A 12,262-nucleotide genomic window follows, 5' to 3' on the forward strand; every position below is an offset into this window, starting at 1 on the left:
GGTCAGAGGCCGGCAAGCCCAAAAAGGAGAAGGCCGCGACTTGACCCGCAACCCCGCGGGCCTGACATTACCCCCACGACCCGGGTCACTTCTCGATGAAAACGCCGGGTCAACTCTCAGTGAAAATCAACACCCGAACGCCAGCCGGTTGAGCGTCGTCGACCCGGTATCCAGCGCGCCGTAGATATACAGCTGCTTGAACGTTTCCGAGCCGTAGCGGCTGTATTCGCCCGCGGTCCGGTTCGCCGCCTGCTCCATCGCCTGAACGATGTCGCTGCCGATCGTCCCGCCGCCGATCGCATCGAACGCGATCGTCGCGCCGGTCTCCGCGCAGGCATCCGCCAGCTTCCGGCGGAAGTCCGCGTCGCCGCTGTTCAGCACATGGGTCGCGCCGATTCCGCGCAGGATCGCCTCCTGCTCGGGCTTGCGCACGATGTTCACCAGCGGGACGCCGTCCGCCAGGCAGATCTTCTGGAGCATCTGCCCCAGGTTCGAGGCGGCGGCGGTATGGACGATCGCCTTGTGTCCCTCCGCGCGCATCGTCTCGACGAACGCCAGCGAGGTCAGCGGGTTGACGAACATCGCCGCGCCGTCCGCGGCGCTGGCGCCCGCCGGCAGCGGCACGACCTCGCGCAGCTTGGCCAGCCGGTATTCGGCGAACATCGCGCCCCCGATCATCCCGACCGTGCGCCCGACCAGCGCCGCCCCCTGCGCGCCCGCCGCGACGACGGTGCCCGCGCCCTCGTTGCCGACCGGCAGCGACTGCCCGATCCGCGCGCGCAGGCTCCCCATCCGCCCCTCGGGCACGCGGAAGCGCAGCGCCGGCCGGTCCGCCGTTCCGACCTCCTCCAGCGTCGCCACGTCCGCCGGTCCCAGCAGCAGTCCCAGGTCGGACGGGTTGATCGGCGCCGCCTCGACGCGCACCAGCACCTCGTTGTCGGCCGGTACCGGATAGGTCACCTGCTCCAGCGTCAGCGTCAGCCAGCCTTCGGCATCGACCGTCGAGCGCAGCTCAAGCCCCGTGACGTCGCTCATCCTCACCTCCTTGTCATGTCGCGACCGGCATGGTCGCACGCGCCCGCATGGTCAAACCCGTTCTCAACGCACGGGAACCACGCTACCGCAGCCGAATGTTCGACCTCGACGCCTATCTCGCCCGTATCGACCTGCCCGCGCGCCCGACCCGCGACGCCGCCGGGCTCTCCCGCATCCAGCACGCGCATCGTCTTGCGATCCCGTTCGAAAACCTCGACGTCCGGCTGGGCCGCACGATCGCGATCGACGGCGCGGCGGTCGCCGCCAAGCTCGTGACCGCGCGCCGTGGCGGTTATTGCTTCGAGCACAACCGGCTGCTGCTCGACGCGCTCGCCGCGCTCGACTTCACCGCGCGGCCGCTGCTCGCGCGCGTCTGGCTCGGTGCCACCGCGGTCCCGCCGCTCACCCACACGCTGTCGCTGGTCACGATCGACGGCCAGTCGTGGATCGCCGACGCCGGCTTCGGCGGCAGCTACGCGCCGGTCATGCCGCTCGCGGAGGGAGCGGAGGGCGAGGCGCCGGACGGCGCGCGTTTCCGCCTGACCCGCGACGATGCGCGCGCGGGGGAGGGCGGCTGGCTGCTGTTGCGCGACGGCGATCCGGCCACCACCGATGGGCGCGGCACGGGCGCCGGCTGGCAACCGCAATACAGTTTCACGACCGCCGCGGTGCACGACAGCGACCTGGCGATGGGCAATCACTGGTCGATGAGCGCACCCGCCAGCCGCTTCACGACCACCACCGTCACCAGCATCATCCTGCCGCGCGGCTTCGCCACCCTCACCGATCGCCAGTACCGCCGCCGCGCCTCGGAGACGAGCACCGAGGCCGAGATCACCGACCCGCGCGTCTACCGCATGCGCCTCAGCATGATGTTCGGCATCGACCTGAGCGCGGCGGAGGTGGCCGACCTCGGGCTGTTCGGCTGAGCCTGCCGTTACCCCATCCACGCCCGTCATTCCTGCCCCCACCCATCATTCCCGCCCCCCACCCGTCATTCCCGCGAAGGCGGGAATCCGGGATTTCTGACGTCTCGGCTCCGTCGAGGAACCTGCGTGTCTGGATCCCCGCCCCCGCGGGGATGACGTCCGCCTCCGCGGGATGACGTCCGTCGAACCTCATTCCGGCATCCCGCTGGCAACCGCTGCTTGGCGATCGGCCCGGCCCCAGCAGTGCGGCGGTCGCCAGCAGCATGGCGGGAAGCAGTCGGCGCATGGTCGCCTCCTCCGGAGACGGAACGTAGCTCGACAAGCCTCACGTCCGTGCGCACCCGGGGCGAGCGGCGGTGGAAGGACTGGCATTTGACGGAGTAATCTCTATCGTGCGGCACAAAGCGCGGGGTTCAAGCGCGCAACATGGATTAGGAGATCGATCGTGAACCACGCATGCCGCACCCGCCCGTCGCGCCGACATTTCCTGGGCGGCGTCGCAGGCGGCGCGCTGCTCGCGGGCACCGCCACGCCGGCGTTCGCGCTCAACACGTCGGCGCCCGCCACGGCCGCGCTCCAACCGTTCGACATGCGCGATGTCGACCTGCACGACGGTCCGTTCCTCCACGCGCAACAGCAGACCGAGGCGTATATCCTGCGGCTACAGCCCGACCGGCTGCTCGCCAACTTCCGCGTCAATGCGGGACTGAAGCCGAAGGCACCGGTCTATGGCGGTTGGGAATCGGAGCCGATGTGGGCCGACATCAACTGCCACGGCCACACGCTGGGCCATTATCTGTCGGCCTGCGCCCTCGCGTATCGGGCGACGGGCAACAAGCAATATCGCCAGCGCATCGACTATATCGCGGCCGAGCTGGCGGCCTGCCAGAAGGCGGCGGGCAGCGGCCTCGTCTGCGCCTTCCCGAAGGGCGCGGCGCTGGTCGCGGCGCATCTGCGCGGCGAGCCGATCACCGGCGTGCCATGGTACACGCTGCACAAGGTCTATGCCGGCCTGCGCGACGCGACGTTGCTTGCCGACAGCCAGGCGGCGCGCGCCGTGCTGCTGCGGCTCGCCGACTGGGGCGTGGTCGCCACCCGCCCGCTGTCGGACGCGCAGTTCGAGGAGATGCTGAAGACGGAGTATGGCGGCATGAACGAGGTCTATGCCGACCTGTTCGTGATGACCGGCAACGCCGATTACCGGCACCTCGCCGAGCGCTTCTCGCAAAAGGCGGTGCTGGCGCCGTTGGTGAAGGGGCAGGACCAGCTCGACGGCATGCACGCCAATACGCAGATCCCCAAGATCATCGGGTTCCAGCGCGTCGCCGAGGTCGGCGGCGACCCGAGCTATCATGCCGCGGCGCAATTCTTCTGGAAGACCGTGGCGCTGACCCGCGCCTTTGCGACCGGCGGGCATGGCGACAACGAGCATTTCTTCGCGATGGCCGATTTCGACAAGCACGTCTTCTCGGCCAAGGGGTCGGAGACCTGCTGCCAGCACAACATGCTCAAGCTGACGCGCCAGCTGTTCCTGCAGGATCCCAGCGCGTATTACGCAGACTATTACGAGCGCACGCTGTACAACGGCATCCTCGCCTCGCAGGACCCGGACAGCGGCATGGCGACCTATTTCCAGGGCGCGCGCCCCGGTTACATGAAGCTTTACCACACGCCGGAGGACTCCTTCTGGTGCTGCACCGGCACCGGCATGGAGAACCACGTCAAGTATCGCGACTCGATATACTTCCACGACGATCGTGCGCTCTATGTGAACCTGTTCGTGCCCTCGACGGTGCGTTGGGCGGAGCAGGGCGTGTCGCTGACGCAGGAGACGACGTTCCCGGCAGCGGCGCGCACGACGCTGCGCTGGTCGGCCAAGCGCGCGACGCCGATCGCGCTCAAGCTGCGCCATCCGCGCTGGAGCCGCACTGCGACCGTGCTGGTCAACGGGCAGGAGGCGGCGCGCTCCGACGAACCGGGCAGCTACGTCACCGTCGACCGCGCGTGGAAGGACGGCGACACCGTCGAGCTGCGCCTGGCGATGGAGCCCGCCGCCGAACACGCGCCCGCCGCGCCGGACATCGTCGCCTTCACCTACGGCCCGCTCGTCCTCGCCGGTGCGCTGGGCCGGCAGGGGTTGACGCCTGGTGCGGACATCATCGTCAACGAACGCAAGTACGGCGAGTATAACGACACGCCCGCCACGGTTCCGGTGCTGGCGGGCGAGGCGGAGGCACTGGCGCGCAATATCCGCCCGGTCGCGGGGGCGCCGCTGGAATTCACGCTGGCGGCGCAGGACGGCACCCCGGTGCGATTGATCCCCTATCACCGGATCGCGCATGAACGTTACGCAACCTATTGGAAGCTTGCCTGACGCCGGCTCGGCATGGCCATGTGGCTTCGCGCGTCCTATGCCGCGCGGGGACACATGGACGAAGGGGGCGCGGATGGAGACGATACGCTATGGCAGCGATGCGCCCGACGCGCCGGACAATTTCGACGAATATTTCACCTTCACCAACCTGTTCCGCTTCAGCCGCATCGCGCCGCCGCCGTTCCATGCGCAAGGCAGCTTCTGGACACTCGGTGATTTCGTGGTCACCGCGCACCGCATGGGCGCGGTCCATGCGCATCGCGGGCCCGAGCAGCTGGCGACCGCGCCCGCCGATCACCTGACGATGATGACGCTGTTCGACGGCACGTTGGTGCACGAGGCGGAGGACCGCACCGTCGCGCACGCCGGCGACGTGGTGCTGGTCGATTACGCGCGCCGCTTCGACTATCGCACCGACGGCCACGCCGGCGCGACCGTCAGCATGCCGCGCGCGCTGGTGGAGAGCCGGCGCGGCCCCATCCTCCGCCACGGCCTGCTGCCGGCTACCGCCGAGACGCGGCTCTTTGCAGGGTTTCTCCAGCATCTCGTCGCGCACTTGCCCGACCTCGCGCCCGAAAGCGCGGTGCCGGTCGCCGTCGTCGTCCACCGGCTGATGCTCGCCGCGCTCGGGCCCGACCATGCGCTGCCCGCACCCGGCACGGCGCGCGCGCGGGCGCAGGCCTATCTCGATGCGCAACCGCCCGGTGCGCTCGACGTGGTGCGCATGACTGCGGCGCTCGGGCTCAGCCGCTCGAAGCTTTACCGTCTCTTCGACGGGGAGGGCGGGGTGCGCGCCTTCGACCGCCGCCGCCGGTTGCGGCTACTCCACATGGCGCTGATCGAGGAGCCGCGCGACACGCCGCTGGGCGTGCTCGGCGCGCGCTTCGGCTTCCTCGACCTGTCCGGCCTCGCGCGCCAGTTCCGCGGCCAGTTCGGCTACAGCATGAGCGAGTTGCGCGATCATCTGTCGCCCGTCGGACGCGCCGCCGCGGTGCAGCCGCTCGACGATTTCCGCCGCGCCTTCGAGCGGCTCTCGCAGCGCACGAAGTGACCGGTTCGCCGCGGCAGCGCGCGTCAGGACGGCGGGCCCATTGTCTGGGACGCACGGCCTCACGGCCGCCGCCTGGGAGCGTTAAAATGATGGAGGCGGCGCGATAGCGCGTCGTCGGGGGGAAGCAACGGCGACCGGCTCGAGGGGGAGCCGGTCGTCGTTGTGCCGCTTCCGGCACCGTCCGATTCCACCCTGGTGACATCCCGCCTGCGTGCTTGCTACACGGCGCGCCCGTGCAGGTTGATCCTGCCCGAGCCGGGGAGGATAGCCGCTTGCCAACGCCGAAGGTCGTCATCGTCGGGGCCGGCCACGCCGGGGCACAGGCGGCGGTCGCGCTGCGCCAGCGCGGGTTCGATGGCGCGATCACGTTGGTCGGCGACGAGCCCGACCTGCCCTACGAACGCCCGCCGCTGTCGAAGGAATATCTCTCCGGGGCCAAATCGTTCGAGCGCATCCTGCTGCGCCCCCCGACCTTCTGGGCTGACAAGGCGATCGACCCGGCGCTGTCGACCCGCATCGTCGCGGTCGACCCCGCCGCGCATCGCGTGACCACCGCGACGGGCGGCACCCTCGGCTATGACACGCTGATCTGGGCCACCGGCGGCGCTCCGCGCCGGCTGAGCTGCGACGGGCACGACCTCGCCGGGGTGCACGGCGTGCGCACCCGCGCCGACGTGGACCGCCTGATGGCCGAACTGCCCGCGACCACCCGCGTGGTGGTGATCGGCGGCGGCTATATCGGGCTGGAGGCTGCGGCCGTCCTGACCAAGCTCGGCAAGCAGGTGACCGTGCTGGAGGCGTTGCCCCGCGTGCTGGCGCGCGTCGCCGGCGCGTCGCTGTCGCGCTTCTACGAGGCCGAGCACCGCGCACGCGGCGTCGACGTGCGGCTGGAAACGCAGGTCGCGTGCGTGCTCGGGGCGGGCGGGCGCGTCACCGGCGTGCGCATCGCCACGGGCGAGGTCGTGCCCGCCGACCTGGTGATCGTCGGGATCGGGATCGTGCCCGCGGTCGCGCCGCTGCTCGCCGCCGGCGCGGCGGGCGGCAACGGCGTGGCGGTCGACCCGCTGTGCCGCACCTCGCTGCCCGACGTCTACGCGATCGGCGACGCCGCGCTGCACGCCAACCCCTTCGCGGGTGGCGCGCAGATCCGCGTCGAATCGGTGCAGAACGCCAACGACCAGGCCGCCACCGTCGCCAGGGCGCTGACCGGCACTGAGGAGCCATATCACGCGGTGCCGTGGTTCTGGTCGAACCAGTACGACCTGAAGCTCCAGACCGTCGGCCTGTCGACCGGGCACGACCACGCCGTGATGCGCGGCGATCCGTCGACGCGCAGTTTCTCGCTGATCTATCTGAAACACGGCCGCGTCATCGCGCTCGACTGCGTCAACGCCACCCGCGACTATGTGCAGGGTCGCGCGCTGGTCCTGCGCGGCGCGACGATCGCTCCCGAGCTGCTTGCGGATACGGCCGTGCCGCTCAAGGAGATGATGGACGACACCCCCTCTCCTCCGGAGTAAGGGGAGACGGCCTCCGAGGCCGCGCTATAACTCCAGCCCCAACGCCGCCCGATCCGCCGTCGCCGCGGCCAGTTCCGCGCGCGCCGCCGCGATCCGCGCCTGCGCGTCGATCAGGCGCACACGTGCGTCATTGGCGGTCTCCTCGCGCTGGTTGACGAGGAAGAAGTCGCTCGATCCCAGCTCGAACCGACGCCGCTCCGCCACCGCCAGCCGTTCGGCCAGCGCGCGCTCCTGCTCCGCGATCGCCGCCAGCCGCTCGGCCGCGCCGACGCCGATCGTGATTCCCTCAACCTCGACCGCGATCTGGTCGCGCAGGAAGCGACCGCGCGCCGCTAGCGCGTCGATCTCCGCGCGCGCCTCGACGATCTTGCCCTTCGCCGCGCGGTTCTGGAGCGGCATGGAAAAGCGGAAGCCGATCGCCGCCTCCAACGGGGTGCGCGACGGCCCGCCCAGCCCGACCGCGCCGACGTCCTTGCCGACCTCGCCGCGCAGGTCGAGCCGCGGTCGCAGGTCGTTCTGCGCCAGCGCCAGCTTCGCCGATCCCTGATCGATCTTGGCCAGCAGCACCTGCAGGTCGGGGCGCCGGGCCGCGAAATCGCCGCGCGCGATCGCCGCGACCCCGGCCAGCGCATCGGCATCGCGCGGCAGCCGCTCGGGCGCGACCAGCACCGGCTCGCCGTTCGCGTCGCGATAATAAAGCGACAGCGCATTGGCCGCGGTCTGGAAATCGCCCTCGGCGCGCACCACCAGCGCGCGGCGGCGGACGAGATTCTGGTCGTTCTCCGCCAGCAGGATGTCGGGCCGCGCGCCCAGCTCGACCTGCCGGGCGATCCCGCCGCGGCGGCTTTCGGACAGCGCCAGCAGGTCGCGGTAGGCGCGCAGCCGCAATCCGGCCGCGACCCAGTTCTGATAGGCGTCGATCGCGCGTCGCTGCACCCCGATCGCCACCGCCTCGCGCTCGAACTGCGCGATGTCGATGTCGCCCGATGCCAGTGTCCGCCGGGTCCGCCGCTCGTCGATCAGCCGGTCGCGCAGCAGCGCATAGAGCGCGCCGACCTTCACCTCGCCGGCGCGATTGGTGTAATTCTCGTCCTCGTAGATCGGGAAGCCGCCGCGGCTGACCCGGTAGCCGCCGTAGACATAGCCGCCGTTGTCGCCCAGCGGCCGGGTGGCGCGCGCCGAGGCGACGGTGCCGTCGTAATAGCCGAGCGCGCGCGACTTGCCGTCCGCCTCGAACACCGTGTCGAACGCGCCCGCCGCGGTGATCGCGCGGCCCTCCGCGGCGCGGATCCTCGCCAGCGCCTCGACGATCTGCGGCGCGGCGCGCGCGGAGGCGCGCAGCACCTCGTCGAGCGTCAGCGGCGCGGCGGTCGGGGCAGGGGCGGGCGCGGGCGGCGGGTTCGCGCGGATACGCTGCGCCGCCAGCGGGGCGGGAGCCAGCGGCGCGACCACGGCCGCGCTCAGGAGCAGGAACCCTCGGATCATTTCGGCTTGCCCGCTTTCGTCGCGACCTTCCGGTCGTCTTCCTTGCCTGCGTCCTCCTTGCCGCCACCGTCCTGCCTGTCGGCGGTGGTCTGGCCGAATTCCAGCGGGAAGTCGTTGAGCTGGCGCCACAGTTCGTAGCCGACCGTCACGGTCTCGCCCTGAACCCAGCCATACACCTTGCCGCCCAGCCGGACGAAGCGCCGCCCCGGCCACGCGGGCTTGCCCGGCATCGGTTCCACCAGGATGCGGAACAGCCCCTGCGCATTGGCATTCGGGTCGATCGTGCGCACCCGGCCGTCGAAGAAGCCGTAGGCGACCGAGGGCCATCCGCTGAACTGGATCGCCGGCCACCCCTCGAACTCCAGCCGCACCGGCCGGCCGGGGCGCAGCAGCGGCACGTCGCGACCGTCGATCAGCAGTTCGACCGCGCGCTCGACCTGCTCGGGCGCCACCGTCGCCAGCGCGGTGCCCGCCGAGACATAGGCGCCGCCCGCCGCCGCGTTCAGGTTCTGGATCCGTCCCTCGCGGGGCGCGCGCACCAGCTGCGCGGACTGCCGATTCAGCTGGACGTCGATGCGGTTCAGCTTGGCGCGCGATTCCGCCAGCTTCGCGCCGGCATCGGTGACCTTGATCTGCGTCTGTTCATAGTCGCGCCGCGACGCCAGTCCCTCGGCATACAGCTGCCGCGTGCGATTGACGTCGAGCTGGGCGACCGCCTGCGACTGGCGCACCGACGCGATCTCGGCCTCCACCTGCGCGCGCTCGGCTGCCAGCCGGGACAGCAGATTGGGGTCGAGGTCGATGATCCGCGCGATCGGATCGCCCTGGCGGACGTGCTGGCCGTCATGGACGTACCAGCGCTCCACGCGGCCGGGCACCAGCGCGGTCACCTCCTGCGCGCGGTCGTCGGGATTGAGCGACACGACCTGGCCGCGCCCCTGCGCCGTCTGGAGCCACGGCACGAAAAACAGGATGAACACCGCCGCCGCCATGCCGACGACCAGCATCCACGCGATCGCGACCGTCACCCGGGGCGGGCGCAGCGCCGCAAGCGTGCGGAAATGCACGAGATGCTCAGGCTGATGCGACATCGCCACCCTCCCGGCCGCAGGCGTCGAGAAGCCCGGCGAGCTGCGCGAAGCGCCGCTGGCCGGTCAGCCCCAGATGGAGATAACCGTCCAGCACCACGTCCTCGGGCCGGCCCGTACACAGCAGCACGGTCGTCCCGTGCTCCTTCAGCAGGCGCAGCGCCGCCAGCAGCCGTTCGGGCGGCAGCAGGTCGAACAACTGCCCCATCAGCAGCAGCTTGGGACGCACCAGCAACGCATTGGCGAGCTTCAGCGCCATCGTCTCGCCCACGCTCAGCGGATAGCCGGTCGATCCCAGCGGCGTGTCCAGCCCCTTGGGCAGGCTCGCCAGCCGTTGCTCCAGCCCGACCGTCGCCAGCGCTTCCATCGCGCCCTCGACATGCGCGCCCGAGGCGAGCCGGAGGTATTCCCGGATCGTCACCTCGACGATCGTCGAGCGATCGAGCACCGTCACGTCGGAGCGCAGGTGGTACATGTCGAACGCGCCCAGGTCGCCGCCGCCGATCCGGATCAGCCCGCGCTCGGGCAGCGCGTGGCGCTTCAGCAGCATCGCCAGCCGCCGCTCGGCGCCGGGCTCGGCGACGGTGACGAGCTGCTCGCCCGCCGCCAGCGCCAGGTCGTAGCGCGCGCCGTCGAATGCCACGTCGGTCAGCTTGACCGATCCGTCGCGCGGCCCGCTGTCGCCCCGGATCTGCGGCTCCTGCGGGATCGAGAAGAGCAGCGACAGCTCCTCCGCGCTCGCGGTCAGGTCGTAGAAGGTGTCGAGATACCAGCCGAATTGCGAGATGCCGTAGAAGACGCCCGACAGGATCAGCTCGGCGGCGACCAGTTGCCCCAGCGACAATTGCCCGCGCAGGATCAACATCCCGCCCAGCAGCAGCAGCGCGGCGCTGGCAAAGGCGTAGATCAGCAGGAACGCGACCGTCTGCGCGAACTGGTAGCGGAAATAGCGTTTGTGCGTGCCGACATAGGCCGCCGTCATCTCCTCCGACCGGTCCATCGCGAAATCGAGATGACGGATCGACTTGTAGAAGCCGTTCGACCCGCCGACGCTTTCCAGCCACCGAGCGGCATTGTGCTTGGCATGGCTCAGCGCGACCGCGCCGCTGATCGCCCCGCGCCGCCACAGCAGCCACACCAGCAGCAGTGCGGCGACCAGCACCGCGTTGAACGCCAGGAACACCGGATGGTAGAAGCTGGTGATCGTCAGCCCGATCGCCGCCTGCAGCATGATCGTGAACGCGCCGATTATCAGGCTGGGTACAGATTTCTGGACGACCACCAGGTCGAAATAGCGGTTGAACAGGTCGCCGCGGTTGCCGTCGGCGAAGAACGGGTCCTGCGCATGGACCGCGCGCAGCGTCGCCTCGGCGACGACGCGCGCGAACAGCCGCCGCTCGAACGCGGCCATGATCCACACGCGCAGCGCGCTGAGCGCGGCGACCATCAGCAGCAGCAGCAACAGCACGCCCGACAGCGCCCACAGCGGCGCGGGCATCGCGGTGTTGGCGACGCTGTTGATGAGCAACTGCACCGAGATCGGCGTCGCGAGCGCCAGCAGGCTGATCGCCACGGTATAGACGATCCCGAGCCGGACATAGGCCGAATCCGGCCCGATGATCTGCCTCAGCCAACCGACCGCATCTCGGAAGCCCAGCCGTTCCGCTGCCAACGTCGTCCCCTTTTTCCGGTTCGTATCTCTTCGTTTCCGGCGAAAAACCGCCGATTTCACGCGATCATTCGCGGGGCGTTGTACGCACTGCAAACGCTATCGTCACGCACAGCTACCGCGAACGATGCGCCCCCGCCATTCGGAATATCGGGACAAGACTATAGATTTTGGCTATAGCATCGATGATGCCAACGCTCCGCCAGCTCGAATACCTCGTCACGATCGCGGACACCGGATCGTTCGCGCTCGCCGCACGGGCCGCCAACGTGGCGCAGCCGACGCTCAGCCAGCAGGTCCGCGCGCTGGAGGAGCGGCTGGGGGCGAAGCTGCTGGAGCGCAGCGCGACCGGCGCGATCCTGACCCCGCTGGGACGCAGCGTCGTGATCACCGCGCGCCGGATGCTCAGCGATGCCAGCGACATCGCCGCGCTGGCCGCCGGTGCCGCGACCGGGCTGACCGGCACGCTGCGGCTGGCCACCACCCCCACGCTCGGCCCCTACCTGCTGTCGCCGATCATCGCCGAGCTGCACCGCATGGCGCCGCGGCTGCGCTTGCACGTGCGCGAAGGGATTCCGGAAGAGCAGGTGCTCGAATTGTCGCGCGGCAACGTCGATGTCGTGCTGGGGCCGCTGCCGATGACCGGCGACGACCTGACGATCGAGCCGCTGTTCCGCGAGCCGTTGCATCTGGTCGCCGCGCTCGATCATCCGATCGACGCCGCCGCGCCCGCCACGCGCGAGACGCTGGCGGGCAGCGCGCTGCTGACGCTCGACCCGCGCCACCATCTGGCGCGACAGGCGCGCGAGGTCGCCGATCACTACGGCATGACGGTAGCGCCGGATTATTACGGCACCAGCCTGGAAAGCCTGCATCAGATGGTCGCCAGCGGCCTCGGGCTGGCGCTCCTGCCCAGCCTGTATCTCCGCTCCGACATCGGCGGGGCGGCGGGGCTGAAGGTGCTGCCGGTCGCGGGCTGGCGCGCGCATCGCTCGATCGCGGCCGCATGGCGGCGCCAGTCGCCGATGGGCGCGGCCTTCCGCCTGATCGCCGATCATGTGCAGGGCAGCGCCCGTCGGCTGCTGGGGCTCTAGGACCTGTCGCCGTGGCT

Annotated in this window: 9 protein-coding genes; 5 read left to right on the forward strand and 4 right to left on the reverse strand. The window is 70.3% G+C overall.

Annotated elements, in window-relative coordinates; genetic code table 11:
• Nucleotides 1-126 precede the first annotated feature (126 nt).
• A complete protein-coding gene (locus J2Y58_RS13835; RefSeq protein ID WP_310104048.1) occupies nt 127-1,035 on the reverse strand; it encodes an NADH oxidase in 909 nt (302 codons plus the stop codon).
• Between the two features lie 95 nt (nt 1,036-1,130).
• Here J2Y58_RS13835 and J2Y58_RS13840 point away from each other — a divergent pair, with 95 nt between their 5' ends.
• The 4 genes from J2Y58_RS13840 to J2Y58_RS13855 all read left to right on the forward strand — a co-directional run bounded on the left by J2Y58_RS13840 (nt 1,131) and on the right by J2Y58_RS13855 (nt 6,909).
• Nucleotides 1,131-1,964, forward strand: coding sequence for an arylamine N-acetyltransferase (locus tag J2Y58_RS13840; RefSeq protein WP_310104049.1), 834 nt, complete (start codon nt 1,131-1,133; stop codon nt 1,962-1,964).
• Between the two features lie 589 nt (nt 1,965-2,553).
• Nucleotides 2,554-4,338, forward strand: coding sequence for a beta-L-arabinofuranosidase domain-containing protein (locus tag J2Y58_RS13845; RefSeq protein WP_310104376.1), 1,785 nt, complete (start codon nt 2,554-2,556; stop codon nt 4,336-4,338).
• 73 nt (nt 4,339-4,411) lie between these two features.
• Nucleotides 4,412-5,389, forward strand: coding sequence for a helix-turn-helix domain-containing protein (locus J2Y58_RS13850; RefSeq protein WP_310104052.1), 978 nt, complete (start codon nt 4,412-4,414; stop codon nt 5,387-5,389).
• A gap of 272 nt (nt 5,390-5,661) precedes the next feature.
• Nucleotides 5,662-6,909 (forward strand): FAD-dependent oxidoreductase, encoded by a 1,248-nt coding sequence (locus tag J2Y58_RS13855; protein ID WP_310104053.1) that lies wholly within the window; start codon nt 5,662-5,664, stop codon nt 6,907-6,909.
• Nucleotides 6,910-6,933: 24 nt separating this feature from the next.
• Here the strand turns inward: J2Y58_RS13855 and J2Y58_RS13860 are convergent, their stop codons facing one another.
• The 3 genes from J2Y58_RS13860 to J2Y58_RS13870 are packed head-to-tail and all read right to left on the reverse strand — an operon-like array spanning nt 6,934 to nt 11,154.
• The gene (locus J2Y58_RS13860) at nt 6,934-8,394 is read right to left on the reverse strand and encodes a TolC family protein (protein WP_310104056.1); all 1,461 of its coding nucleotides are present in this window, start codon (nt 8,392-8,394) and stop codon (nt 6,934-6,936) included.
• Nucleotides 8,391-9,485 (reverse strand): efflux RND transporter periplasmic adaptor subunit, encoded by a 1,095-nt coding sequence (locus J2Y58_RS13865; RefSeq protein WP_310104058.1) that lies wholly within the window; start codon nt 9,483-9,485, stop codon nt 8,391-8,393. Before J2Y58_RS13865 ends, J2Y58_RS13860 begins: the two co-directional genes overlap by 4 nt.
• Nucleotides 9,469-11,154: an ABC transporter ATP-binding protein gene (locus tag J2Y58_RS13870; protein ID WP_310104060.1), complete on the reverse strand. Its 1,686-nt coding sequence runs from the start codon at nt 11,152-11,154 to the stop codon at nt 9,469-9,471. The genes J2Y58_RS13865 and J2Y58_RS13870 overlap by 17 nt, the downstream gene beginning before the upstream one ends.
• Nucleotides 11,155-11,339: 185 nt before the next feature.
• Between J2Y58_RS13870 and J2Y58_RS13875 the strand changes: the two genes are divergently transcribed.
• Nucleotides 11,340-12,245 (forward strand): hydrogen peroxide-inducible genes activator, encoded by a 906-nt coding sequence (locus J2Y58_RS13875; protein ID WP_310104062.1) that lies wholly within the window; start codon nt 11,340-11,342, stop codon nt 12,243-12,245.
• Nucleotides 12,246-12,262: the final 17 nt, after the last annotated feature.

It is taken from the genome of Sphingomonas sp. BE138 (assembly GCF_031456125.1).
In the GTDB taxonomy this organism is placed as follows: Bacteria; Pseudomonadota; Alphaproteobacteria; order Sphingomonadales; family Sphingomonadaceae; genus Sphingomonas.

Excerpts from the sequence above, each read along its gene's own strand:
- J2Y58_RS13835 (WP_310104048.1), bottom strand. The coding sequence starts at position 1,035 with ATGAGCGACGTCACGGGGCTTGAGCTGCGCTCGACGGTCGATGCCGAA.
- J2Y58_RS13840 (WP_310104049.1), top strand. The coding sequence starts at position 1,131 with ATGTTCGACCTCGACGCCTATCTCGCCCGTATCGACCTGCCCGCGCGC.
- J2Y58_RS13845 (WP_310104376.1), top strand. The coding sequence starts at position 2,554 with ATGCGCGATGTCGACCTGCACGACGGTCCGTTCCTCCACGCGCAACAG.
- J2Y58_RS13850 (WP_310104052.1), top strand. The coding sequence starts at position 4,412 with ATGGAGACGATACGCTATGGCAGCGATGCGCCCGACGCGCCGGACAAT.
- J2Y58_RS13860 (WP_310104056.1), bottom strand. The coding sequence starts at position 8,394 with ATGATCCGAGGGTTCCTGCTCCTGAGCGCGGCCGTGGTCGCGCCGCTG.
- J2Y58_RS13865 (WP_310104058.1), bottom strand. The coding sequence starts at position 9,485 with ATGTCGCATCAGCCTGAGCATCTCGTGCATTTCCGCACGCTTGCGGCG.
- J2Y58_RS13875 (WP_310104062.1), top strand. The coding sequence starts at position 11,340 with ATGCCAACGCTCCGCCAGCTCGAATACCTCGTCACGATCGCGGACACC.